This is a genomic window from Paenibacillus sp. FSL M7-0656 (assembly GCF_038003225.1).
In the GTDB taxonomy this organism is placed as follows: domain Bacteria; phylum Bacillota; class Bacilli; order Paenibacillales; family Paenibacillaceae; genus Paenibacillus; species Paenibacillus amylolyticus.
Genome location: NZ_JBBOOT010000001.1, coordinates 4,441,529 through 4,467,484, shown reverse-complemented (window position 1 = coordinate 4,467,484; position 25,956 = coordinate 4,441,529). Strand labels below are relative to the sequence as shown.

Here is a 25,956-nt window from a genome sequence, read left to right as displayed (position 1 = left end):
CTCCTTGGTATGAACCATTTTGAACTCCCTTGAATGACATGACACTTAAGTAAGTAAAGCTATCCTTTCACGGCTCCGAGGGTAATTCCCTTAACGAAGTACCGTTGGATAAACGGGTAGATCGTAACAATAGGCAGAATGCTGACCACAATGGATACATAACGAACCTGAAGGGAGGAGACCGCCAGCGCACCAGATGTCATCGTACCGCCCATCTTCTGCATCACTTCCGGCGAAGCCATGATCAGCACTCTTCGCAGGAACATCTGTAAGGGCTGCATATCCTGTTTGCCCAGATATAATAGGGCCGTGAAAAAGTTGTTCCAGTGGAATACCGCATAGTACAGCGTGAGCACAGCCAGTGTTGGCTTAATGATTGGAACCGCCAGACGATACAGCATCGTCATCTCGTTGGCCCCGTCTATACTGGCACTTTCGAAAATTTCATTCGGAATGCCTTCGAAAGCTGAGCGGCAGATCATGACGTTAAACGTAATCACCAGCACAGGCAGCACCATAACCCAGCGAGTGTTGTACAGCCCAAGCGAGGTAATCAGCATGTAGACCGGAATGAGTCCACCCGAGAAATACATGGTGAAGGCGATGAAGAAATTCAGCTTGCGACGTAAGAAAAACTGCTGTCTGGATAATGGAAACGCCGCAAGACATGTTGCCACGATGTTCAACAGTGTGCCTACCACGGTGTACCAGAGGGTGTTGTAGAACGAAACCCATAACTCCTTGTATTGCAGTACCATTTGGTAACCTGACAGGGTAAATCCAACGGGCCACAATACAACTTTTTGTTTGTCGATGGCATCCACCGAGCTGAATGAAATACTAATGACGTACAGAAAGGGATACAACGTGACAACAACCGCCAGTATGGTCAGCAGGTAGACACATCCGTAGAACAAACGGTCACTTCTCGATTTTTGCATACAGGTCTCCTTTGGTCCGGGTTATAGTCTTACCAGAGTGACATCTTGGTCAGGCGGCGGGTCATGGAATTGGCAGCAAAAACAAGGATAAAGGTGATGATGGAGTTGAACAGGCCGACCGCTGTGGCGAAGCCGTAATTCTGGCCCTCAATCCCCATCCGGTATACATAGGTGGACAGGACATCAGCTGTTTCGTAGGTGGCTCCGTTGTAGAGCAGATATACTTTCTCGAAACCTACACTCATAATGCCGCCAAGCGACAGAAGCAGAAGAATGACGATGGTTGGTTTGATACTGGGTAGGGTCAGGTGCCATAGCTCCTGGAATTTGTTGACGCCATCAATTTTGCCGGAATCATACATCTCGGGGTCGATCCCCATAATGGCTGCAATGTAGATGATGGAGCTGAAGCCAAAACTTTGCCAGATGTCGGAACTCGTGAAGATGGTACGGAACCAGCTCGCATCCATCATGAAGTTCACTTTTTCCATGCCAAGACTCGCGATGAGGGTGTTCACAATACCGTCTGTTGGTGACAGGAAGTTAATAATCATGCCAGCTACAACAACAGTGGAGATGAAGTGAGGAAGGTACGTAACGGTCTGGGCAAATCGCTTGAATGTCCGGTTCTTGATCTCCACGATGCAGACAGCGAATAAAATCGGAATGGAAAAGCCGAACAAGAGCGGCAGGAAGGCGAGCAGAAATGTGTTACGCAGCAGTCGCCAGAAGTAAATGGAATTCACGAACTGTTCGAACCAGCGCAGTCCCACCCATTCCCCGCTGAGCATGCCCTGACCCGGCAAGAAATTACGAAATGCCAACAGCACGCCAGGCATCGGAAGGTACATGAAGATGAGGTAATACAGAAAGATAGGCGAAAACATCAGTAGCAAATATTTATCCCGTCTGATCAGGCTGAACAGCGTGGACATGCGTTTTTTCAACGTGAAACACTCCCCTTCGCTACATAATTACAACGTTTGAATTTTTGAATAAAAAGAACTGTCATTCCACTGACGTATTTGTTATTCATCTCATTCACATTTTGTAACAACCTATATCATTCTGCGCACTAATGAGATAATTAATTAGAAATAGTCCTCCTTACACCGTATTTCTGTCTTTTCAATACTTGCCATAACCATAATTACAACGTTGTAATTTTAATCTAAATGTATACGCTTACATAAACTTTTTCCCATCTTAGCAAAGTCTTCAATGTTTGGCAACAACAAAAATCAGTGGCATGCTGTAACGTACTAAATACAGTCTCGCATTCGCGAGACTGCCCGTTAAAATCTACACATGATTCCGATATTCCATCGGTGTCATAACATACACTCGCTGAAAGGCTCTGTAAAACTGACTGACGCTGGAAAATCCCAGTTCATAACTGATTGTGGTTACTGAATCCGTTGTATGGCGAAGCCTCTTGGACGCTTCTTCTACGCGCAAATTCAGCAGATATTGATACGGTGTTGTTCCCGTAAGAGCCTTGAAAGAACGCATAAAATGATACCGGCTCTGATGTGCAACCATCGCCATCGAATCAATATCCATTGGGCCTGTATAGGCACTGTGAATGTAATCAAGCACTCGTTGGAGATGAGGATCAATGAATGAGCCGGGATTTACAGTCCTTTTTTCATTTTCCTGCCCCGCCAACATACGTCTTAGATACGTTTCAATCGCCATTTCTGTTTCCTGCACTTGCAGCATTTCGGGCACATCATCTAACAAAATGGAATTCCAGCCACGAAACAGACTGCTGATCTCAGCAGGATCAAAAGTCTGGGTAGGTCGAAACTCAGCTCGCCCCCCTCTTGACTCCACACCTTCGAAACTGCCTAATGGCGGTTTACGGAACTTAATCACAATGACAGCCGAATCCGACCCTATCTCAAAATAATGCTCAGTCTGGGGATGAGTAATAATCCCTATGCCTGCTCTTAGCGGGTATGCATGCCGCTCCTGTACCAGATGACATTGACCTCTGACCGGCAGCGTTAGCTGATACCAGTCGTCATGTACATGCGGCTCATTCGCAAACCCTCCGGTAGCTTTCCATAATTCCAACCCATTTAGCGTCATGTTTAATTCCATCGTTTGCTCACCTGCTGACATTATAGCAAATCGTGCTCACTTTCCAAGCACTTTTCACAAAGACATGATCTGCTCCCATCTTTTATCATAGAAAAAAATAATTCGAGGTGATCTCCCATGGCTCAGGCCACTTTAAGCAAAATGCAAATCAACTCCTCCGCCAATTGGGCACTCGCCGGAGTCAGCTTCGCCCATCTGCTGAATGATGCGATGCAGACGGTGGTTCCGTCTGCATTCCCGCTATTCCAGCAGACCATGCAGCTCAGTTTCGCCCAGATGGGCTGGATTGCCTTCACCCTGAATATTACCGCATCCGTCCTTCAGCCACTGGTCGGTTATATGTCGGATCGCAAGCCCATGCCGATCCTGCTTCCCGGAGGTATGTTATTCTCCCTGATCGGTGTTCTCGGTTTAGCTTTGTCTTCCGAGTTATGGATGCTGCTTGTTTCGGCAGCATTGATTGGCATAGGCTCATCCATCCTGCACCCCGAATCCTCACGCGTGGCTCATATGGCGGCTGGTCGTGGACGTGGAATGGCGCAGTCGATCTTCCAGGTGGGAGGCAACACAGGGCAGGCCATTGCTCCATTACTGGTCGCCTTCATCCTGCTGCCACATGGGCAGCGTAGTTTTCTATGGCTGATGGGCTTTGCCCTGATCGGCATCTTCATTCAGTCTTTTGTCAGTCGTTGGTACAGAGACAAGCTTACCGAGACTCGCATTCGTCAGCAACGCCCTCTAAAATCAAGCGGCGCAGAGCCAGCAGCTCGGCCTGTGAGCAGGGGATTCATCGCTTTTACAATGGGAATTCTCATCCTGCTGCTGTTCTCCAAATTCGTATATATTGCAGGCATGACCGGGTATTACGCCTTCTATTACGCGGATGCATATGACTTGCCTCTCTCCCAGGCACAGATCTGTCTATTTGTTCTGCAATTTGCAGGCATGGTCGGAACCTTGCTCGGCGGCCCACTCGCTGACCGCTACGGACGCAAACCGATGATCTGGTTCTCCATTGCAGGCACTGCACCGTTTTCCCTGTTGCTACCTTATGCGGGACCTGTCCTGTCCATGGTGTTGTGCGGAATGATTGGACTAATCCTGATGTCCGGCTTCAGCGTCATCATTGTTTATGCACAGGAATTGCTTCCTCGTCATATTGGAACGGTATCCGGATTGTTTTTTGGCCTGTCGTTTGGCATGGCTGGGCTTGGCTCGGTTGTGTTAGGTTCCTTAATTGACGTGACTAGCATTTCGTTTGTTATCAAGTTATGTTCGTTTTTGCCACTGCTTGGTGTGTGTGCTGTATTTCTGCGCAAGGACCAACCAAGAACAGCGTGATAACCGTTGAAACCTCACTGATTTTGTGACTACAATACACCTAAGACACTCAAGGATATCAGAAGGAAGGAATAACGCATGATTATTGATGTACAGCATGTTACTTGGAAAAGGGGACCCCTTACCCTATTGAACGATGTGAACTGGCAGGTTAATGACGGTGAACACTGGGCGTTGCTTGGCCTGAATGGCTCAGGCAAAACAACACTCCTGAACATGATCACCGGATATCTCTGGCCGACCGAAGGCAAGATATCCGTGTTAGGCCATGAATATGGTGATGTGGATCTGAGACAGCTTCGCAAATCCATTGGCTGGGTCAGTTCATCTCTGCAAGAGAAATTGCATGGCACAGACCGCACGCAGTATGTCGTGATCAGCGGCAAACACGCCACCATTGGCCTATATGACAAGCTGTCAGATGATGATCTGGATCAGGCACAGGAATTGATGCAAACGCTGGGTTGTCAGCACCTGTGGGATCGCGAATATCGTACCTGCTCTCAAGGCGAGAAACAGAAACTTCTCATTGCCCGAGCACTGATGGCCAATCCGCGCGTACTCATTCTGGACGAGCCTTGCAATGGACTGGATCTTTTCTCAAGAGAGCGACTGCTGGAGAGCATCCGTGAATTATCACAGCGCCCAGATACCCCTTCACTCATCTATGTCACCCATCATACCGAAGAAATATTGCCTGTCTTTAGTCACAGCCTTCTGCTTCGCCGGGGCGAAGTCGTCCGTAGTGGATTAACTGGCGATCTGATGAATACGGAAGTGCTGAGCAACTTTTTCGAGGCACCTGTGGAAGTGGATCGGCACGGAGAACGTGTCTATGTCAGAGCAGCGGCGGATTCATAATTGCGGGGTTATACACAGCAAACGTAACATAGGTGAAGAAACTTAACAGTAAAAGCCCAATATCTTATCCACATGTGGATAGATTTTGGGCTTTTAACTGCTATATCTAGTGTTATCCACCGTTTTCTGTGTAGAACTTTCTAATTTATGAGTATAACTTTACGGTTTCATCTATTTATCTATACGTTTCACCACTAACCTATTTTCGCACACCTAAAAACAGAAATAGCGGAATGCGTTGCCTGCGCAGATAGGTTTCCTCGTTTACAAAATAAGCACGTTGTGGTGCTGACTCACGTAAATGTTCTACACGGAACCCTGCCCGCTGCAATGCCATAAAGTAGGATTCAATGGAACGATGCATCTTTTTCACAGAACCGCCCAGCCACTGCTGCTCACGGAATCCTTCCACAAAATACTGATCAACTACCCAATTGGTTCGGGTTCCCGAGGGCTGCAGGGTGGATGTAATAACAGGATGTTCTACCGAAAATATGAATGTGCCATTTTCATTTAACGTGTTATATATCTTGTGGAATAGGCTCTCCACATCCTCGATGTAGTGAACAGCCAGTCGGGATATAACCAGATCGTATGTACCTACCGGATAGGTCCAGTCTTCCATGAATGCCTGTTCAATCTGTGCATTCGTGCCTTTAACCGATTCGTTAGCTGCCCGCACCATATTCAGTGAACCTTCAACTCCCGTGTAAGTTGTACCCTCTTGACCAGAACGGAGCAATTCTACGCCAAACCTCGCATCCCCGCAGCCAAGATCCAGTATGCTCTTGCCCGCAACGTCTCCGATCAGCTCTAGCATAACGGGTTTCTCTAACGTATCATTGGCATTCTCCTGCCACTGGCGGCGTTCCATATACTTCTCAAAGTTTTCCTCATTATCGTAAAACTCAGGTCCCCTGTAGCCCATTCCACATGCCTCCGTTTCCTTTATGCAACGTTCAATGTACAGCCTGAAAGAGTATACATAATGCCAACCAATCTTTCCATAGTAAAAAAGACTGCCTTCTGAACGAATCCAGAAAACAGCCCTTCATTTATAAGTTGATGTTTCTCAGCCAAAACGCTGCGTTTTGTACCATTTGGTTTCTCTCCGGAATAGCTTATCTCCAATAAGCGAGATAAATGCTTTGACGGATATGACCAGAAATAACTGGGCATATGTGAAATAGGAGAGGCAGGCCACAATAAAATTCTGCGTATTGCTTTGCCCAATATCTGCTGAGAGTGCGAGATTAATTTGTAGTACATAAATGTAGTACATTAATGCCCATGCTATTACGAGATACACGTAAACATCCCCTGAGAACTGGAAGGGAGAAATGACATTCGGATTAAATAATGCAATAACCTGATACACTAGATTCGAGACAAAAATAATATCCGATACAATAATAGCGATCATAAACCAGAAATAACTTGCAGCATAGTACAGAACATGCAGTTTAATTCTCCAGCTAGTACGGTCAAATAAATGCTTCACATTGTCGATAACAACCTGGTAATTTCCCTTGGACCAGCGCTGGCGCTGTTTCATATATACCGATAATTGCTCAGGTTCCTGCTGGTAAGCCTCTGCTTGTGGCGCTAATGCAATAAGCTGACCCCGAGTAAGAATATCAAACGACACGGCCGTATCTTCCGTGATCGCATCAGGGTCCCATCCACCAATCTCACGGATCAGTGCTGCCTTGATAATATAGTTCGTACCAGGAATCGTGCCCAGTTTGAATAACTCCCATAGCCCCGTATGGTGAACACGTTGGACCGTTACAAGTTCCAGATTAATGCAACGGGAGAGAAAATTCTGACCCCGATTACGAGCTTTGTTTCGACCAAATACAGCACCATACTTCTCCGGGTTTTCCAATGCTTTTTGTGTCAAAAACATCAATGCATTCCGCTCAGGCGCCGCATCTGCGTCATAGATACATATCCATTCTCCCCACGCCAGTTCAAGGCCATCATTCAAAGCTCCCGACTTCCCACCTGTACCGGTACGCTCCAGAATGGTAAAGTCACGATCTGCATAACTCGTCTTGGCCTTGAGTTCCTTCAGGTGCTCTGCTGTACTATCTGTACAATTATCTGCAATAACAATAACTTGAACTTTATGCTCAGGGTAGTTCAGACGCAATATATGCTCAACGGTAGACACGATAACTACCCCTTCATTATGCGCAGGCACCATGACAGTCACAGTGGGGTAATCATCCATACTTTCAGGAATTTGAATTCCCTTTTTTTCTTGTTTGTTAATGAAACGAATAGCTCCAGCCATAATGACAATCGACTCGGTGACGGATATCCAAATACTGAGGATGGACATCAACAGCAGGAAATCAGCCATTCAATTTCCTCCGATCATATTTCCTGTTAATTTTCCCTCGAAAACGAAGAGTCGCAAAGGTTAATATAAGAATCGTAATGGCAAAGAAACTGCTAACTACAATACATAATGGAACAAACCATGTTAAATAATTCACAGAAATACTCCTCCCCCATAGCATCTAGATGTATTCACCAATGAGATCTGTCTCTGTGTTCCGTTCCAGTGCCGCAATAACAGCATCGATATCCTCATACTTACTGAATTGTTCCTTCTGGAATACCAGTGCACCCGATCGAATAACCGTCTGCAACTCATTTCCCTTTTTATCGATGATTTGCAGATCCATCATGGCTTTTTTGATCCGTTGTGTCAGGATGGGCAAGTACTCCACATTGGTCATTGGACAGATAATCACAAAACGTCCTCGATCCACAAAAAATTTATAATCCTCAAACCGAATCTGCTTCTGTATGGTAGTGGATAGTTCAAGAAGGAACTGTGCATAACGTACGGAACCGAGTGATTCCAGTACCAACGGCAAAAACTCAATCTTGAACATCGCCATGCTGAATCCATATTGCTCCGAATAACGTCTGGCTAGATTACTTTGCTTAACAAGCGTATCCGCAAGTGCATCCTTATTGCCCAGGGAGGTATCCAGATCAATCTCCGGATTACGCTCCTGAAGCTCCTGCAGACGCTCCATGACACGCGCATTGCGTACAAGACTTGCCTTGATAAAAGCAGCCACAGCCACATTGGCTGGAATGAGCAGCCACCAAGAGAACGTAAGTACACTTACATCCGCGTAGGTAACAAGCCATACAAAATAAGAGACCAGATAGATAAATCCGGCGACGACAGATACCCCGACAGGTATCACAAAACCCAGGATCAGCGCTCCAAGCGACACAATGCTAAACACCACATCCAGTGTAGTATAACTCTGATTCATATAAATCTTAAGATAGACAACGAGCTGCTGGATTACGGCTAATCCAATCAAACTCGCATATCCCCATGCAATACGAAGGATGGGTGCTTTATTCCTCATAGGTTTCTTCTCTCCAGTAGATTGTTTAGTGATATTTCGAGTAAACAATATATGACATGAATAGACAAACATCATGTTAACACATTGTTGAATATATGAAATGACATTTTTATTACTTTTTAAGTAACTTTTGTAATTCAGTCTCCCCAAGCAAAGGAAACAGGTTATCAAACATATGTGTGTTTCCACTAAATACATATCCGCCTGGATAACTGGCGTCCAGACTACGCATGCTGATCATATGCTTATACAGCTGTTTCGCCCATTTTGGATCACCTGACTGAACCGCAATCAGCATCGCGAGTCCATATACGGATGGAGATTGGTAAGATACCGCAGGTGTGCGAGTACTACGCTTATATTGTCCCGGCAGCTGATGACGGGTATTGAATTCTTTTTTCAAAAAAGCAATGAGCTTGTCCGGTTTGCGGCTGGTCGCAGTTAGATGGTTCGCTACGATCAGCTGATCAATCAGATTCACTGTGTCATCATATGTATACTCTTTCGTCCCCACATTGAATGTTTTCGGATAAAATATCCCGTCATCCGGCATACTCTTCAACATGGATTCGTACTTGGCATATGTGCCCGGCTCCAGCAATTCATGCTTCTCCATTAATTGGAGAGACGGTAGATCCACATAAACCAGGCTTAACATATCCGCGGAGTAACCATTGCCAAAATCGTGAAAATCAACATAATATCCTTTATTCTGAACCGACTGCGTCAGTGTACGGGAAATATCCGAGGCCGTTGCCATTTTGGCTTCTCTTCCCTGTTGCCATTGATCTGCTGCCTTTAATAAAGCACCGACAATTCGGAAATCATCACCGAGCGCGTTGGTGGTCACGTGAGATTTTCCCTCAGCATCCAGCTTCCAGGCAATATATTTTTGCGGCATGAGGAAATAGGTCGTCAGCAGCTCATAGCTTTGCTCAAATAACGCCTGATCGTTCTTGGCTACAGCATATTGCATCCAAAGACCAAGTGATTCAGATAAAACCTCTCTGCCTGCTACGATATCCGCTTTTTCGGATGTGGCATCCTGCAAATAGGACGCAAGTAAACCATTGGGATTGGTCATATGATCTTGGACAAAGGATACTGTAGGGGATAATTCATTCATCACGAACCGCTCCTTCATGAAAATAATGAACGCTGCTGCAATACTGACCACCAATATGACCAACCACGTTACTGTTTTCCGGTTCATTCTCTTCATGATTCCCTCCTGTACTTTTGCTATTGTGAGATAATGACTACTCTGCTCCTTGAGATCGGTTCGGCTAGGGTCTGGGATGTAGGGGTCAAGGATAGAGGTATTGTTCATTCTGAGATATCCATGTAGGACCGCCGTCCGCCCTTTTTGACAAATTTCCAGTCTACCTCGATGTTGTGGCGCATTCGGCGGAGAAGCTTAACCGCGGTCTCTATCTCTTCATCCGTAAAGCCGTCCAGCGTCACCTGGTCGGAATGCTCGCCCTCTTTACGAATGAATTCCCATGCTTTCAGGCCAGCTTCTGTCGGAAATAACAACTTGTTCTTCTTATTGTCTATTGCCGACTGTTTGACAATAAATTCATCGGATTCGAGTTTGCTAATCGCTCTGGCCGCTGTCGTTCGATCTACTTTGATTAGTTCAGCCAGCTGGTTGGGAATAATGCCCGGATTCTCACATATGCGATAAAGATACAGATATTGGCCTCGGGACAAGTTCAGATGTTGAAATTCGACATTGCTGATCGAATCCAGACAGCGGGCAATCATGCCAATTTCACGCAACACTTCTTTTTTATCAGTCAATGCGCTCACGCCCTTTTATAAAATTGTTGCATTCACAACATAAATAGTGATATAACTACAGTTAAATTGGATTAAATTTTAACCATGATACTCACATGGAACGGCTGCAATGATTATGCTATATACCAGTTTATCATGCCCGGATATGATTACTATCGTCCAAAGGAGAAACATTCATGAATACAACGATTGTTGAAGTTACTAATCAGGAATTGCTCGATGCCTGCTTCGCCATTCGTACTGCTATTTTCGTCGAAGAACAAGGCGTACCCGCAGCGGATGAATTCGATGTTTATGATACATTAGACGCAGAGGCGCGCCACATTCTGCTCTACGTAGACGGTGTACCTGCCGCTTCCTCCAGACTGCGCATTGTGGAACAGGTCGCCAAATTGGAACGGATCTGTGTCATGCTTGATTACCGCAAACACGGCCTGGGCCGTGTGCTGATCGACAAGCTGGAGCAGATGGCTGTTGCTGATGGTCTTGAGAAAGCCAAGCTGCACGCACAGGTACAAGCTTCCGGGTTCTACGAACGTCTCGGATACGCACCCGCGTCGGAAGTATTTATGGAAGACGGCATCCCCCATCTGCTGATGACCAAAAAACTGAAATAATGAAACTCCAAAAAACGCCTCCGTTATCACTTCTCAGTGATATACAGAGGCGTTTTGCATTCAGGCAACGCATTCGCGAATCCAACAACGATAAATGGCACGTAGAGGCACCGATAAGAGAAACTAAGTATCCTAACTTACCTGCCAGCTCCGCGTTGTATCTTATCCCAGTGCCAGACGGTCTGGCTCGGATTCGGCAGCGTTGTTCTTCATTTGTTTACTGCGCAACTGTCCGCAAGCAGCATCGATATCCGTACCATGTTCCATACGTACAGTGGAGTTGATGTTGTTCTTTTTGAGCGTATCATAGAAGCCCAGAATCGATTCTTCTGTACTCCGTTGATACTGACTGTGCTCATCCACCGGGTTGTATGGAATCAGATTCACACTGACCATACTTCTGCGACTGGACAACAGTTCAGCGAGCTCCGCGGCATGCTCACGTTGATCGTTAACATCACGTAGCAGGATGTACTCAAACATGATGCGTTTGTTCGTTTTAGCCAGATAATAATCCACCGCATCCATCAATTGCTCAATCGGGAAAGCCCGGTTGATCTTCATGATGTGTGTACGCAGTTCATTATTAGGTGCATGCAGAGAGATCGCCAGGTTAACCTGCAGACTGCTATCTGCAAATTCCTTGATTTTGTCCGGAAGGCCGCTCGTGGATACAGTTATCCGTTTGGCGGCAAGTGCCAATCCTTTGCGATCCTTGATAACTTCGATGAAATCACTCATGTGCTGGAAGTTGTCGAATGGTTCGCCAATCCCCATCACAACTACGTTGGTTACCCGTTCGTTTTGACCTGCTGCATCCAGATGTCGCTGCACATGCATAATCTGTTCCACAATCTCTCCAGCGGTCAGGTCTCGGCTCTTCTTGATCAGACCGCTCGCACAGAAGCTACAGCCAATATTACAGCCCACTTGTGTGGTCACACAGACGGTAAGTCCGTATTTCTGCCGCATCAATACCGTCTCAATCAGGTTGCCGTCCTGCATCCGAAGCAGAAACTTCACGGTACCATCTGCCGATTCCTGCTTCACATGTTCGCTCAGCGAGTTCATTGTGAAGTGCTCAGAAAGAACAGCCAAACATTCTTGACGGACATCGGACATTGCGGGGAAATCGTGTACACGCTCTTGATATAACCATTCCCAAATCCGGGATGCACGGGATTTTTTCTGCCCATGCTCAGGTAGCCAGGAACGTAATTGCTCTAATGTTAATCCATATATGGATGATTTGTTCATTGTATAATCCTCTTTTCGCAAAAAAGCATATGGCTTATCGGTCCTACCCAAAAAACCTCTACTCCGTATTGTCCCAAAATTGACGAGGGAAAACAAGGGCTTTTGCATTTCTTCCAAGAGGTTTTATCCATGGTAAATCTGCACAACAGACCATATTTCACCCTATCGGGCCTTCACCATTAGAAGTGAATGATACCGGATGTGTGCAGTAGAACCAGCAAAACCAGGATCGGAGCTACGTAACGCAACATGAACAGCCACACCCGGAACCATCCGGAACGCAGACCGGAAGCTTCAGCAGCCGTTTTCCAGAAGTATCCGGCAAAAATCGTTACAAGCAGTCCACCTACAGGCAACAGGATGTTGGATGCTACAAAGTCCATCCAGTCGAACACACTCTTCGATCCAATCGTCCATTCAGGCAGCAAGCCGAGCGACAATACCGAAGGAAGTCCCACGATGAAGACCGCTAGCGAGATAACCCACACCGAACGACTGCGGCTCCAGGACAAACGTTCCATGAAATATTTCACCGGAACTTCCAGCAAGGATACTGCTGACGTTAATGCCGCAATAGCCAACAGGATGAAGAACAGCCCACCAAACAAGAAGCCAAGTGGCATCGCCGAGAAGGCCGCCGGAAGTGCCACAAAGATCAGTGAAGGTCCTTGGTCCGGTGCAATACCAAACGAGAATGTTGTTGGGAAGATGATCAGTCCAGCAATGAATGCATAGATCAGGTCACCCGCGCCGACGGCGACGGTTGCCGCACCGAGGGATTGATTTTTATCGACATACGAACCATAGGTTACAAGGATACCCATCCCGAGTGACAGGGAGAAGAAGGCATGTCCAAGCGCTACCAGTGCTGATTCGGTTGTAAGCTGCGAGAAGTCCGGATTCAGGAAGAAGGATACCCCAGCACCTGCACCCGGCAATGTAACTGCACGAATCATCAGGATAATGAGCAGTACCAACATTGCTGGAATCAGTACCTTGTTAAACTTCTCGATTCCGTTAGATACCCCTTTGGCAACAATCCAGCCTGTGATCAGAACCGAAACCAGTTGCCACACAATCGGCATATAACCGCCTATGAAGGAATTGAATTGTCCCGCATAATCCGGATTGTTAAACAATGTTCCACTGAATGACGTAATTGCATATTGCAAGGTCCAGCCAGCAATAATGACATAAAAAGAAAGGATGATAAAAGGCGTCAGTACTTGCAGCAATCCGGCTGCGAGCCAACCTTTATGTCCACCTGCTTTGATAAAAGCCGTAGCTGCACTACCTCTGCCACTGCGACCAATCGCAAGTTCAGCGAGAAGAACTGGCAGACCGATGAGCAGCAAACAGACGATGAAGAGCAGGAAAAACGCAGCCCCTCCGTTCTCACCCGTAATGTACGGGAATTTCCACATGTTGCCCAGACCAACCGAACTACCAATGGCCGCCAGGATAAATCCAGCTTGGGAGAAACGTTCTCCTTTGCCAGCGTTGTCTTGATCTAGATTAGGCTTACTAAAATTCATCGTATCTACTCCATCACTTTAAAGTTTTCCCGTAATTATATACTACTCACCTTGTCAGGTCATTCGAAATTCGAAATTTGTCGAAATGTTATTTTTTTACATAAAAAACATGCGGAAATCTTCATCTCATAAGTTCCTTAAACACAGTATGTGATAAAGTCCGTTAGTCCAACCGCATGAAGTTTCAACAAATCTGTATTCCCAACCATTCAAAGCCCAACAGAATCAAAAAGAGGTGTCCCCTCAGCCATTTGGATGACTGCGAAGCACCTCACTTTTTGAATTACACTTTAATTTGAAGTAACTCGTACTTGATAACGCCCATCGGAGCATTGACATGAATGACGCTGCCCACTTCTTTGCCCATTATCTCCTTGCCCAGCGGGCTCTCGTACGAAATTTTATTATTCGCAACATCGGCCTCGGCAGGGCCAACCACTTTATATTCAATCTTCTCGGCGAACTCAATGTCATTAAGCAACACCGTCGATCCGATGCTCACTTTGTTGGAGTCTATATTATCTGAAGAAATGACTCTTGCTTTTGTCAGCATCTTCTCCAAGATCAAAATTCGGGTCTCCATAAAGGCCTGATCATCTTTGGCTGAATGATACTCACTATTTTCCTTCAGGTCACCGTAACTGATCGCGAGTTTCAGACGAGCTGCCAATTCCTTACGCTTCACCGTCTTCAAATCCTTCAGTTCGTCCTCCAGCTTTTCCAAGCCTTCCTGTGTCAAAATCACTTCATCATTAGCCATTTTTCCATCTCCTAATCCTGCTATCTATCTATATTCTAACCTATATCCACTCCAAAGGGTTAGCATACCCCGGAAAAAGAAATAGCTCATCCATATATTGTATTCCAATGAAATCAGAACCATGTCCATCTCTTGAGATGAATTTCAAGGCTTTGTTCAATAATTGTACCGTTACAATCTGCTTAACTGATGATGTTGTTTTCATCCGTTCACTTTTACAATGAACTCAGGGCAGCTTTATAACTACCACATGCAGCCCACTATATGACGTGAGGTGATAAGAATGATTGAACTTTTGAATACAGCTGAAATACAGGCCTATCTGAAACGGATCGGCATAGATGATATAAAGGAACCTACACTGGAATTCTTATTTGAACTCCAGCGAGCACATGTGCAATATTTATCCTGGCAAACGGTCGATATTTTTGCAGGTCGTCCTGCGGGATTCAGTCTTCAAGATTCAATTCAGCTTATATTACAAGGACGCAGCGGCTACTGCTTTCATCTAAATGGTGCATTTAGTGTTCTTCTCCGATCACTGGGTTATACGGTTGATTGGCATCGCGGTGGAGTACAGCCTCATGGGGAACAACCCCGTGTGAACTCATTTCATCTCGGTCTGTCCGTGCTTCTGCCGGATGCTGACCCGACAGTTGAACGCTGGATTGTAGATGTAGGTCTCGGCGGAATGCCCTTTGAACCTCTGCCACTTCGTTATGGAACCTATGGTTCAGCTCCATTCACATACCAATTGATGCCATCATCTGTTGTGGCTGGGGGATGGCGGCTTGAGTACGAGCCAAATGGGCCAAGTGAAGGAGTCGACTATGCTCCTGAAGCACTCTCCAGTCTGGAAGAGTTCATTCCCAAACATGAATTCTACAGCCAGGCGGTCGAATCACCTTGGCATAACGTATTTTTACTTCGTCAGCGGGATGAGAATCGCAGTCATGAATTACGTGGATGTATGCTCCGAACACATGATATCGAAGGAATCCAGAAAACAGAGATCGGGAATTATACCGAGTGGCGTAACGTATTAACGGAAATATTCCATGAACCCTTGGTGAATTACAGCGAACTGGAATGCCTAGATATGTGGGATCGAATAAAGGCTGCGCATACAGAATGGAAACGAGTACAGGAAGCATAATGATTTGGGAGGAAGAGTTGAGGGGACGTTCCATATAAAGGAAAGTTACTGAACTGCGCCGAATACGTATTCAGGTGATTAATGATGATAACTATTCGTGTACTCCAAGTTCCAGAAGTATTGCCCGAGGCGAACTGGAACCAATTGCTATCGCAAGTTTCTGCGGAGCGACGTGCTCAGGCTTCGCGTTTTGTGCGTCAGGCTGACGCGTATCGCTCCGTGCTGGGAGAGATATTGACTCGTGTGACTTTGAGCATGTTAACTGGACTGAGACCTGCTGAGCTTTCATTTACCCGTAATTCCTACGGCAAACCTTCGCTCAGTCACCATTCGGATGTACAATTCAACGTCTCCCATTCTGGTGATTGGATTGCTCTGATCTCTGGCAGTACAGATGAACTTGGCGTGGATGTGGAAAAAATAGCTCCAATTGACATGCAGATTGCAGAGCGTTTCTTCTCCCCTAAGGAGAGCCAGTTCTTGGCCGCCGAGCCTGATGATCGTCGGCTGGAGACCTTCTACCGTCTATGGACGCTGAAGGAAAGTTATATCAAGGCAGTCGGTATGGGCCTGTCCATGCCACTGGATTCCTTCGCCATCCTTCCCAATGAGCGGGAAGATTGGCATTGCAAACAGGCCGGGACATATCTCTTTCTCAGTCAGCGACTGGATGATGGACATATGCTTGCAGCCTGTTCGGCTGGGGGAGAGCTGCCGAGCAAGCCGGAAATCGTAACCTTAGAGGATCTGTATCCGGATTTAGTATAGAGTGGTGCTGGGCCTCAACGAGTTGGAATCAGTTGAGTTTTATAAGAGGCGCCATTAAGGAAATTCTGCTAATGTTAATCAAAAAAAGCTAACGACGTGAGTATCACGAGTTAGCTTTTTTGGCTTTATATTCACACTCCGTTTACGTCTCTGACGTATCGAATAGGACTAGTCCCGGCTACGCAATTTTCCCAGCAGACGGATGATCTCAATGTACAACCATACCAATGTCACCATCAATCCAAATGCACCGTACCACTCCATATACTTGGGCGCACCACGTTCAGCACCACCCTCAATGAAGTCGAAATCAAGGACCAGATTGAGGGCAGCCACAATGACGATAACGACCGAAATACCGATGCCGATCAAGCTGTTATCATGCAGATAAGGAATCGAAATGCCGAAGAAACCCAGTACAAAGCTCAACAGATACATGATCATGATACCGCCAGTTGCAGCAACAACGCCCAACTTGAAGTTCTCCGTAGCTTTGATCAATCTGGTTTTGTATGCCACCAGCAGAGCGATGAATACAGCCATGGTCAACAGAGCCGCCTGCAAGGTAATTCCGTTATACAGGGACTCATAGGTTGCAGAGAGTGCTCCCAGGAACAGTCCTTCTGCCACGGCATAGACAGGTACGAGATAAGGTGCCACTACTGGTTTGAACGAAATGACAAGCGCCAGAATGAAACCAACAATTAATCCACCATAAGCGAGCGGCATCACTTGTTGTCCGTTAAAGAACATCATCCATGTTGCAAACGCACTGCCCAGCAGAATCACAAGCGTAATAAACGCTTTGTTCACCGTGCCGTTGATCGTCATGTAATTCTGATACCGATCTTCTCCATATCCTCTGTTTTCAAACGTGCTGTCTTTAAGTGTAGGGTTACCGCTACGACCGATCAACACAATCACCTCTTCATATGTATTTGGTATATCTATGATACTAAGCTTGGGTTTACTACGTTTCAAATTCTACAAGCTACTCCCTCAAAAAGATCGGGATAGCACCAGAAGGAATCGGATGCAATCCTTCGATCACATCCTTACCCACTGGCGCAACACTTAGGACATATGTCCCAGACATTGCATGTTCATGTGCTTTTTAAGCGTCTTATTTGTACAACACTTTATCTACATTGTATTTCGCACGCATCGTGTTGATGATATACGTCTCGTAAATTTCACGATCTACCGGATCTTCAACCAGGCATACTTCAATCTTCGTTACTTCTTCGCGGTGATTCTTAATTGGTGATACTGTATCTTCAAAATGCTTTTTGATGCGGGGTCTTAATTTACGTGCTTTCCCGACAAATAACAACTCTCCAGCAGCATTGTAAAACATGAAAATCCCGCCTAGTTCCCGGGTAATCAGGTGAAAATCAGTAAATCCATAAATGTGGCTAAGCTGTGGATCAGCCTGCTTTGTGATGGTTACATCCGGTGTTGGCACGGTAATATTAATCAATAGGCTCACTTCCTCATTATCTATAGGTTTACATCCTATCACATATTATAAAGGGACACCATTTCAATCTATATGAAGTACAATTCACGCAATTTTCGCTATTACGACAAATATTTCAAAAAAAAGGTTAACTTCCCTGATTCAAAGTGGTACTATAGGGGTATGAGGAAGAAATTGGGCACTGAGACATACGTCTTTATATCTACCTCTGTCTATTGTACCCTATGATTGAATATCTTTTTCATGCTGAATTCTGTTATGTGATCACGACAAGAGTACAGTTAGCAAGAACCCTAGCTTATAGATTGTGGATTTATCATCTAATCGAACCTTGCAGCAAGCAAACCTAGAAAGACCTAGATTCATGATTCACTGTAGATTTTAAGTATCACCTAGAAAGCCTGCAATTATAGTCGTACTGAAGTTAATAGACACACGTAGAAGGTCAGATAGCTATCGATCCTAGAGAGACTAGTCATGCAATACAACTGTAGAAATTATAGCAGCAGTACTATAGAAAATGGATCAAGTTTCACCACCAGGCCCCGGCATACTGCCAGGGCTTTTTTGCGTTTGTGCGAACAACCAACCACACGCTCAGGGAAACAGAGGTATCGTGGTTCTTTCTGCGGGGTTTATAATATGGCAAGATACCAGTAGAGGGAGTGATGGGATGTATTCCGATCTGCAACTGACGGAGGACCGCCCTGTATATATACAAGTCAAAGATTATATGAAGCGTTTGATGCTCAAAGGCGGCCTGCAAGCCAAACAAAAGCTGCCCTCGACCCGTGAACTCAGTACACTCATGAAGGTTAGTCGCAGCACGGTCCTGCTCGCTTATGCCGAGCTTGAAGATGAAGGTCTGATCTATGCAGTCAAAGGCAAGGGCAATTACGTCAGTGCCTCCATCGAAACACCTGAGGCAGCAGCGAACTGGGAACTGGACTGGACGACAGAGGTAAGCGAGTATGCAATTCAGGCAGAGCAGTACGATCTGATGAAGCACGGCTCCGGAGCAGAGCGAGGTGAGATATCGTTTACCAGCATAGCGCCGGATGAAAAGCTGTTTGATCTGCACAACGTGAAGCGGGCTTTTCTGGATCGCATGTCACTTGAAGGCGAAGTACTGCTGAATTACGGATATGCGCAAGGATACAGACCGCTGATGAACTATTTACTACGTTATATGGAGAACAAAGGTGTTGACCTCCGTGGCAAGGACATTCTGATCACCAACGGATTCACGGAAGGTTTCGATCTGGTGCTTGGAGTGTTGCGCAAAAAAAGCGGAAAAGCGCTATGCGAGAATCCAACGCATCACACGGCGATTAAAAATCTAAAGTTGCACCAGTTTCAACTGACCGGTGTGAACATGGAGCCGGATGGCCTGGACTTGAAGCAACTGGAACATGAACTTGAGGCAAGTCCATATGATCTGGCATATCTCGTGCCATCCTATCACAATCCAACCGGGATTGTGACGTCTCCTGCGAAACGGGTAGAGATCATCCGGTTGATGAACAAGTATCAGGTACCGATTATTGAAGACGGTTTTAACGAAGAATTGCGATATTCAGGTTCCCACGTATCTCCCCTGATCGCCAGCATGGGCAAAGGCAATGGACTGGTGTATCTGGGCAGCTTCTCCAAAGTCCTGTTCCCAGGTCTGCGGGTAGGTTGGATTATTGCGGATGCGGCGCTGATTGATTATCTGGAGAGTATGAAACGGGCACGCAGCATCCATACCTCCACGCTGGACCAATCGTTATTGTATCAATATCTGAGCAACGGTAATTTCGAGAAATATTTGAAGCGAGCTCGCACCGAATATAAGCGAAAATATGAATTGGTTGTGCGTTGCCTGAAACAGTATCTGCCAATGTGCCAAATTTCCGGTGCGGGTGGTCTGCATCTGTTCGTGCAGTTCCCGTCCGAATACAGAACCCGTGAACTGCTGGAAGCCTGTAAAGTGAAAGGTGTAACGTTCACACCAGGGGATACCTTTTATCTGGAACCCGGTCAGGGTGTAAACACGATGCGTCTGGGTTTCTCCAGAGTCAGCGATGAGAATATACGTAAAGGCATTCGCATCATTGGCGAGACAGCAGCTCAAATGAGATAAGGAGGATTTCACATGAAAGTTGGCGTGATTATGGGCGGTACATCTTCAGAGCGGGATATTTCACTGCTCACCGGACAGGAGATGATTGCAAACCTGAATAAAGACAAATACGAGGTTGTACCCATTGAGCTGAATACCAAGCGCGATCTAATCGACAAGTCAGTGGGGATCGATGTGGCACTGCTTGCCCTGCATGGCAAATACGGCGAAGACGGTACGGTCCAAGGCACATTAGAATCTCTGGGTATTCCCTACACAGGCTGTGGTGTGCTGGCAAGTAGTGTATGTATGGATAAAGACATGTCCAAACAGCTCATGCAGCATGCAGGTGTACTTACCGGGGAATGGCTGCGGGTGAATCATATGGAGGAACTGTCCTCTATTGCTGTTCAACAATTAACGTACCCCGTGGTGGTCAAACCCAATTCAGGCGGTTCCAGCATCGGTACCCAAGTGGTGAAGGAAGCTTCCGCCCTGCCAACTGCTGTAGAGGCTGCCCTCGCCTGGGATGATACGGTCATGATTGAACAGTATATCGAAGGTGAGGAGATTACCTGTGCCATTCTGGATGGTAAGATGCTGCCGGTGATCTCCATTCGTTCGAGCGCCGAGTTTTTCGATTATGCTTCCAAATACGATGACCACGGGGCCGATGAGCAGGTTGTGCAATTGCCTGTGGACCTTCACCATCGCGTTGAAGCCGCGGCCTTGGCCTGTTATCAGGTGCTCAAATGCAGCGTCTACGCGCGCGTGGATATGATGATTCGGGAGGGCATGCCGTATGTGCTTGAAGTGAACACGCTACCGGGTCTTACCCGTAACAGTCTGTTGCCCAAAAGTGCAGCTGCTGCAGGCATTTCTTTTGCAGAGCTGCTGGATACCATTATTGCACTTTCGTTGAAGGAAAGACCCAAGGAGGATACAACATTATGAGCCTGGATGTGACGATTAGACATAGCTCCACTACCGATCTGCAAGATATGGTCATTCTGATGGACCAACTTGGTTATCCCACCACGTACGCCGAGATGGAAGAGCGCTATACCCATATCTCTGCGGACGCAAACTTTACTACACTCGTTGCTGAAGCACGAGGCCGCGTAGTTGGACTGATCGGATTACAGACTTCTTATATGTATGAAAAAAACGGAAGACACTGCCGCATCTTGGCATTGGTTGTACACGACCAGTTCAGGGGCTCAGGCATCGGCCGTCAGCTCATTCTTGAAGCTGAGCAATGGGCAGCCACGCATAACGTGGATTCCTTGTCTCTGAACAGTGGCAATCGCCCAGAGCGTGAAGCTGCACATGAATTCTATCGTCAGATGGGCTTTACAGCCGGGAGTACCGGGTTTAGCAAAAAGCCGCAGATTCTACAGCACACTTAACCTGCCGGATACGGGATACGCCCCCTTAAATATCAAATCAAAAAAAGAACGCCCCAATCCACACATTGGCGAAAAGGGCGTTCTTCAGTATATATCTATGCCGCATTGATATACTTTTTGATGATTATGGGATCAATATTTGGCTGACTGCGCACCATCAATCGGAATAATGGCTCCATTGATAAACGGTGCTTCGCCAGACAGCAGGAAGGCAACGAGACGCCCTACTTCCTTCGGTTCACCCAAGCGCTTCGCCGGGTTGTCCTTCACGAACTCTTTGGATGCTGACTCCCAGTCATTCGGATTGATCTGTTTGAACGAACCGATGACCATATCTGTCAGAATGGCTCCGGGTGCAATTGCATTAACGCTGATCCCATGCTCGGCGTATTCAATCGCTGCATCTTTGGTCATGCCAGCTACGGCATGTTTGCTCGCTCCGTAGGCAACCAGGTTTGGCACGGCGCGAATCCCTCCAACAGAGGACGCGTTCACGATGTAGCCTTCGCCCTGTTTTTTCATCACAGGTAGAACGTGCTTCAACCCGAAAAATACACCCTTCAGATTGATATCGATAACTTTATTGAACATCTCCGTCTCGTAGTTCTCGATCAGGTTTTGCTTGCCTTCAATGCCTGCATTGTTGAAAAATGCATCAATACGCCCAAATTCATTGACCGTATCACTAACATACTTCTTCACAGCTTCTTCGTCCGATACGTCACCTTCGATTAGCAGAAATTCGGCATGCTGTACCTCTTCCGAGATCACACGCTTGGTCTCTTCCAGCGCCTTCATGTTCACATCCACCAGGGCAAGCTTCGCCCCTTCACGTGCAACTTCCACAGCAGCCGACCGTCCGAGACCGGAGCCACCGCCTGTAATCAGGACCACTTTACCCGCAAATCGTTCAGTCATAATCCATAGACCTCCCTTTGCTGTTTTGACATCCTCCATACGTAAATACCCATTTCTTCATTTGCTCTAATCTAACGGGGAACAGTTACAGCCATCATCTCAACCGGATTAGTATGCTTCCGTACTGGCCCTGCCATTCGTCCTCAGGACTTCATAGCCTCATAGGCTGCAAGTAATTCCCTTACTTCTACTCCGTTGATCTTCATCCCGTTCACTTGACACTGTTCCAACTGTACTCCAGATAGATCGCAATCGATAAAACGACTTCCCCCAAGATCACAATGCGCCCACTGCATGGGTACACGGTCAGATCCAAGATGTGTGTCCTGGAATTGAACGCCATCCAAAGCACAAAATTCAATCTTGCTATCAGTTAGGCGTAAATCAGCTAGCAATATATTGGTCATATTTAAATTGGTAAATTTGCTTCCACTCAGGTTGCAGTCGGTAATCCGACTATTGGTCAGATTACTGGTGCTGTAACGGACTGAGTCCAGATTAGCTTGAACATATTCAACCACCGACTCACCCGAGTCCTTGGCTAATGTCTCATCACATATTGGATCAAAAGAATCAACGGACATGTTCTTCTCATATACAAACTCATCCTCAGATGCATAGATACAAACATATCCCATTTTTTCGTAAAAATGATGATTATCCAGTTGCCGACCTGAGGTCTCCAGCTTCCAGGTTTCAATCTGCGGAAATTCAGCCTCAATAAGCCTCATGACTTGAGTTCCAACGCCACGGCCCTGGCATACCGGGTCAATATAGATCTTATCGATCCTGGCATGTTTTCGTCCAAGCACGTTAACACTCACTCCGCCAATAGCGCATCCATCTGATTCTACAACATAATAATCCCATTCACGGATCACGTAACGATGCATGCGAACTGACGAATAATCAGGCGGGCATAGATTGCTATCGATATCCTTCTCATTATCCGCCCAGACTTTTATGACATGATCAAAAGCACGAGTGCAAATCTCTGTAAGTACAACAGCATCTTCCTGCTGTGCTCGTCGTAAGCGAATTTCAGAATGTACCTGCTTCGGTTGCACTGGTTCGGACTTTACTTTAAGCAGTTCAAAATAATCGTAGTTCTCCTGATCCACAAGTTTCCTGCGAGAGATATAACGAAAACCCGCATGCTCCAGAACTTTGCGTGACGGCTGATTGAAGGGCTTCACAATGCCCACAATTCGATCCAGCAAGGTATGCTCAAATAAATATGCTGTTAGGGCATGCACCGCCTCTGAGATATATCCTTTATTCCGGTAATCCCGGGAGATGGCGTAGGCCACTTCACGGTCATCACGATCCAGCAGTTCATTTGGAAATACGCCACACCAACCAATGATACGCTGATCTTTATTGTGTACAACAGCAAGCAGGATGCGCACATCTTCCGGGTTGAACTGTTCGTAACTGCCAACGACAAATTGTAAGAATTCGCGCAACTGCTCCTCGGTCATCTTCCAATCTGGCAGGACATCTGTGATTTCAGGTTGTTGGGTTAATGCATACACGGCAGCCTGATCTTCAAGCGTAAATGGACGCAACGTAACGGAGTTTGAATGGATGAATAATTGACTTTTCATATACAACACCTCTGGGGATTTATTTAGGATGAAACGACAAAGAGGAGCACCTCCAATAGAGGCACTCCCCGATCCGTTTCATCATTTCAGAAACGCCGAAGCTCCTCGTAATGGGTCAAAAGGACACACGTATCCCGTTCATGGTCTAACGGAATTTTTGCGGTGTTCTTTTCACGATCATTACGAGAAATCTGGCATACTCTGAAATCCCCTCTCATACTAAGGATTACTTATAACGTCTCACTTAAGGACGGTCAATGTAAATCCAGCCTGTTTCTTGTTCCTTATCTACAGTAGCTCCAAGGGATTCAGCCATAAAGCGCAGCGGCACATACGTCTTGCCGTCTTTGCCTACATAAGCGGATTCCACCATAGTCACTTCTTTACCAGCAACGGTTGCCTTCTTGGAACCTACGGTCAGGACAATCTCATCACCAGTGATGTCGTCAATGACAACAATTTGGTTTGAGCCTTTGGTCCATTTCACTTCAGCATCCAATTCTTCAGACACGTAGCGAAGCGGAACAAATGTTGTGTTCTTAACCGTGATCGCCCCAGCGTATTCATCATCCGGGAAGAGCACTACACTTTTACTCGTGATCCCAGCCTCATCTTTCAGCAATTGGTATGCCAGTGAATTGGAATCAAAATTGCGCAGCATCTGTCCAGGCGTAATATCATCCTTCATCAGATCCATAACGCCACCAGATACATCCACTTCATCAACTGCAACTGTGCCACCGATATTCCACTGTTCACTGTCTCCACTTACCGTTACAGAGTTCACCGGCAGATCCTCAGAAGCAGGCAGCGCTACTTTCAGTTCAAAGTTTTGCTTGCGAATATCCAGCTTGCTGTCGAGATAGAAGTCCAATTTCAGTTTGGTTTCTGTGCCAAAGACCGTTTTGAATTCAGGGGTCTCATTCAACAGGTTGTTCAGCTCCTGATCATAATTGACCAGCATACTGTCCAGTCCTACTTTGATGATGGCATATAGTGACGCAACGGCTTCATCTTTCGATTCAGGAACGATCGAATTCAGCGTGTCGTCTCCCCCACCTTCTACCTCATTCACAGCTTCCAGTACAGGGTAGAACACATCGTACAGATCGCCAATCAGATCTTTCAGTCCTTGCTCATCCTTCGAAATACTCGTCAGGAATGGTTTAACCATGGCAAGCATCTCTTCACCACTAACTTCCAGATGCAGCTTGGAGAGGCTAAGTGCTTCGCCATTCACGGATTCCTGTACCGGTGTTACGGAGATGTTCTTCGGATTGGACAGATGCTTCAGGACAAAAGAGAACAGTTTCGGGGAAATTTCCTCGAGTTGTTTCTCCAGAGCCTTCGTATCTACCATTGGAAGCGCCTGTGCATCCTGGAACGTATCCAGAGACATGTACAGCGGTTTCTGGGCTCCGTCCAGATCAATGACCAATTGGGACTCATTCATGGACACGTGGAAAGGTAACTTCGTTCCCTCCATGCTCAGTGTACCTTTGATCGATGCTGTCTTCGCATCTTTCATTTTGGCTTGATCAATATCCAGGGAAATGGAATTAATTAGTTCGATCATTTCAAGGTCTTTCTCTGTAGCAAATTCCTTAGCCGGTTCTATGTTTATATTCATGGATTGTCTGGATTCACCGGACTTGATACTCGCGCCATTGGCCATTGCTTTGCCAACGTCTACTCCACCCACAGCCTGACATCCTGTAAGAACAACCATTAAAAGTACTAGTGGCACTGCCATCCATTGGACTAACTTCCGATTCGTAATATGAACTCCTCCTTAGAAAAATATGGTTCATTTCCATTATGAAGGTATAGGTAATTCTTGTAAACGGATACGCAAAAAAATAAACCAAAAGGCCGGAACATGTCCGACC

24 protein-coding genes are annotated in these 25,956 nt (G+C 46.3%); 8 read left to right on the top strand and 16 right to left on the bottom strand.

Translation table 11 applies throughout. The annotated features are described in order from the left end of the window. Positions 1-59 precede the first annotated feature (59 nt). The 3 genes from MHI01_RS19775 to MHI01_RS19765 all read right to left on the bottom strand — a co-directional run bounded on the left by MHI01_RS19775 (position 60) and on the right by MHI01_RS19765 (position 3,047). On the bottom strand, positions 60-941 hold the full coding sequence (locus MHI01_RS19775; protein WP_036612222.1) for a carbohydrate ABC transporter permease: 882 nt from the start codon (positions 939-941) through the stop codon (positions 60-62). 29 nt (positions 942-970) lie between these two features. Further along, positions 971-1,876 (bottom strand): ABC transporter permease, encoded by a 906-nt coding sequence (locus MHI01_RS19770; protein ID WP_047841090.1) that lies wholly within the window; start codon positions 1,874-1,876, stop codon positions 971-973. 367 nt (positions 1,877-2,243) lie between these two features. After that, positions 2,244-3,047 carry an AraC family transcriptional regulator gene (locus MHI01_RS19765; RefSeq protein ID WP_340983920.1) on the bottom strand — a complete coding sequence of 268 codons (804 nt, stop codon included), beginning with the start codon at positions 3,045-3,047 and terminating at the stop codon, positions 2,244-2,246. A 117-nt stretch (positions 3,048-3,164) separates the two neighbouring features. Here MHI01_RS19765 and MHI01_RS19760 point away from each other — a divergent pair, with 117 nt between their 5' ends. Both MHI01_RS19760 and MHI01_RS19755 read left to right on the top strand, forming a co-directional pair. Further along, the gene (locus tag MHI01_RS19760; protein ID WP_340983919.1) at positions 3,165-4,388 is read left to right on the top strand and encodes an MFS transporter; all 1,224 of its coding nucleotides are present in this window, start codon (positions 3,165-3,167) and stop codon (positions 4,386-4,388) included. 78 nt (positions 4,389-4,466) lie between these two features. Next, entirely contained in the window at positions 4,467-5,249 is a 783-nt protein-coding gene (locus MHI01_RS19755; protein WP_340983918.1) for an ABC transporter ATP-binding protein, read from the top strand. Positions 5,250-5,448: 199 nt separating this feature from the next. Here MHI01_RS19755 and MHI01_RS19750 read toward each other — a convergent pair whose 3' ends face one another. The 5 genes from MHI01_RS19750 to MHI01_RS19730 form a co-directional block, all read right to left on the bottom strand. Next, on the bottom strand, positions 5,449-6,177 hold the full coding sequence (locus tag MHI01_RS19750; RefSeq protein ID WP_340031465.1) for a class I SAM-dependent DNA methyltransferase: 729 nt from the start codon (positions 6,175-6,177) through the stop codon (positions 5,449-5,451). A 144-nt stretch (positions 6,178-6,321) separates the two neighbouring features. After that, positions 6,322-7,617: a glycosyltransferase family 2 protein gene (locus MHI01_RS19745; RefSeq protein WP_340983916.1), complete on the bottom strand. Its 1,296-nt coding sequence runs from the start codon at positions 7,615-7,617 to the stop codon at positions 6,322-6,324. Between the two features lie 160 nt (positions 7,618-7,777). Further along, entirely contained in the window at positions 7,778-8,653 is an 876-nt protein-coding gene (locus MHI01_RS19740) for a diguanylate cyclase domain-containing protein (RefSeq protein ID WP_036612242.1), read from the bottom strand. Between the two features lie 112 nt (positions 8,654-8,765). Next, positions 8,766-9,875 (bottom strand): glycosyl hydrolase family 8, encoded by a 1,110-nt coding sequence (locus MHI01_RS19735; RefSeq protein WP_340983915.1) that lies wholly within the window; start codon positions 9,873-9,875, stop codon positions 8,766-8,768. A gap of 104 nt (positions 9,876-9,979) precedes the next feature. Continuing rightward, positions 9,980-10,420 carry a MarR family winged helix-turn-helix transcriptional regulator gene (locus tag MHI01_RS19730; RefSeq protein WP_340984882.1) on the bottom strand — a complete coding sequence of 147 codons (441 nt, stop codon included), beginning with the start codon at positions 10,418-10,420 and terminating at the stop codon, positions 9,980-9,982. A gap of 212 nt (positions 10,421-10,632) precedes the next feature. On the opposite strand from MHI01_RS19730, the gene MHI01_RS19725 reads away from it, so the two are divergent. Then, positions 10,633-11,073, top strand: coding sequence for a GNAT family N-acetyltransferase (locus MHI01_RS19725; protein ID WP_340983914.1), 441 nt, complete (start codon positions 10,633-10,635; stop codon positions 11,071-11,073). A 162-nt stretch (positions 11,074-11,235) separates the two neighbouring features. Here MHI01_RS19725 and rlmN read toward each other — a convergent pair whose 3' ends face one another. The 3 genes from rlmN to greA all read right to left on the bottom strand — a co-directional run bounded on the left by rlmN (position 11,236) and on the right by greA (position 14,625). Then, a complete protein-coding gene (rlmN, locus tag MHI01_RS19720; RefSeq protein ID WP_340983912.1) occupies positions 11,236-12,330 on the bottom strand; it encodes a 23S rRNA (adenine(2503)-C(2))-methyltransferase RlmN in 1,095 nt (364 codons plus the stop codon). 179 nt (positions 12,331-12,509) lie between these two features. Beyond that, complete coding sequence (locus MHI01_RS19715; protein WP_340983911.1) at positions 12,510-13,865, bottom strand: sodium-dependent transporter; 1,356 nt, start codon at positions 13,863-13,865, stop codon at positions 12,510-12,512. Positions 13,866-14,148: 283 nt separating this feature from the next. After that, positions 14,149-14,625 carry a transcription elongation factor GreA gene (gene greA, locus MHI01_RS19710; protein ID WP_047840913.1) on the bottom strand — a complete coding sequence of 159 codons (477 nt, stop codon included), beginning with the start codon at positions 14,623-14,625 and terminating at the stop codon, positions 14,149-14,151. Positions 14,626-14,911: 286 nt separating this feature from the next. Here greA and MHI01_RS19705 point away from each other — a divergent pair, with 286 nt between their 5' ends. Then, positions 14,912-15,781 carry an arylamine N-acetyltransferase family protein gene (locus tag MHI01_RS19705; protein ID WP_405159436.1) on the top strand — a complete coding sequence of 290 codons (870 nt, stop codon included), beginning with the start codon at positions 14,912-14,914 and terminating at the stop codon, positions 15,779-15,781. A gap of 84 nt (positions 15,782-15,865) precedes the next feature. Beyond that, positions 15,866-16,549: a 4'-phosphopantetheinyl transferase family protein gene (locus tag MHI01_RS19700; protein WP_340983909.1), complete on the top strand. Its 684-nt coding sequence runs from the start codon at positions 15,866-15,868 to the stop codon at positions 16,547-16,549. 168 nt (positions 16,550-16,717) lie between these two features. Here MHI01_RS19700 and MHI01_RS19695 read toward each other — a convergent pair whose 3' ends face one another. Next, on the bottom strand, positions 16,718-17,464 hold the full coding sequence (locus tag MHI01_RS19695; RefSeq protein WP_340984881.1) for a Bax inhibitor-1/YccA family protein: 747 nt from the start codon (positions 17,462-17,464) through the stop codon (positions 16,718-16,720). 208 nt (positions 17,465-17,672) lie between these two features. After that, positions 17,673-18,029: a nucleotide excision repair endonuclease gene (locus MHI01_RS19690; RefSeq protein ID WP_036612270.1), complete on the bottom strand. Its 357-nt coding sequence runs from the start codon at positions 18,027-18,029 to the stop codon at positions 17,673-17,675. A gap of 673 nt (positions 18,030-18,702) precedes the next feature. Between MHI01_RS19690 and pdxR the strand changes: the two genes are divergently transcribed. The 3 genes from pdxR to MHI01_RS19675 are packed head-to-tail and all read left to right on the top strand — an operon-like array spanning position 18,703 to position 21,542. Further along, positions 18,703-20,154, top strand: coding sequence for a MocR-like pyridoxine biosynthesis transcription factor PdxR (gene pdxR, locus MHI01_RS19685; RefSeq protein ID WP_340983908.1), 1,452 nt, complete (start codon positions 18,703-18,705; stop codon positions 20,152-20,154). A 12-nt stretch (positions 20,155-20,166) separates the two neighbouring features. After that, the gene (locus MHI01_RS19680; protein ID WP_340983907.1) at positions 20,167-21,087 is read left to right on the top strand and encodes a D-alanine--D-alanine ligase; all 921 of its coding nucleotides are present in this window, start codon (positions 20,167-20,169) and stop codon (positions 21,085-21,087) included. Further along, a complete protein-coding gene (locus tag MHI01_RS19675) occupies positions 21,084-21,542 on the top strand; it encodes a GNAT family N-acetyltransferase (RefSeq protein WP_235193849.1) in 459 nt (152 codons plus the stop codon). Before MHI01_RS19680 ends, MHI01_RS19675 begins: the two co-directional genes overlap by 4 nt. Before the next feature lie 132 nt (positions 21,543-21,674). Here the strand turns inward: MHI01_RS19675 and MHI01_RS19670 are convergent, their stop codons facing one another. From MHI01_RS19670 to MHI01_RS19660, 3 genes are all read right to left on the bottom strand, one after another. Then, the gene (locus MHI01_RS19670; RefSeq protein ID WP_076251972.1) at positions 21,675-22,460 is read right to left on the bottom strand and encodes a glucose 1-dehydrogenase; all 786 of its coding nucleotides are present in this window, start codon (positions 22,458-22,460) and stop codon (positions 21,675-21,677) included. Between the two features lie 143 nt (positions 22,461-22,603). Further along, complete coding sequence (locus tag MHI01_RS19665; RefSeq protein ID WP_127550255.1) at positions 22,604-24,067, bottom strand: GNAT family N-acetyltransferase; 1,464 nt, start codon at positions 24,065-24,067, stop codon at positions 22,604-22,606. 244 nt (positions 24,068-24,311) lie between these two features. Then, the gene (locus MHI01_RS19660) at positions 24,312-25,820 is read right to left on the bottom strand and encodes a copper amine oxidase N-terminal domain-containing protein (protein ID WP_076251974.1); all 1,509 of its coding nucleotides are present in this window, start codon (positions 25,818-25,820) and stop codon (positions 24,312-24,314) included. Positions 25,821-25,956 lie beyond the last annotated feature (136 nt).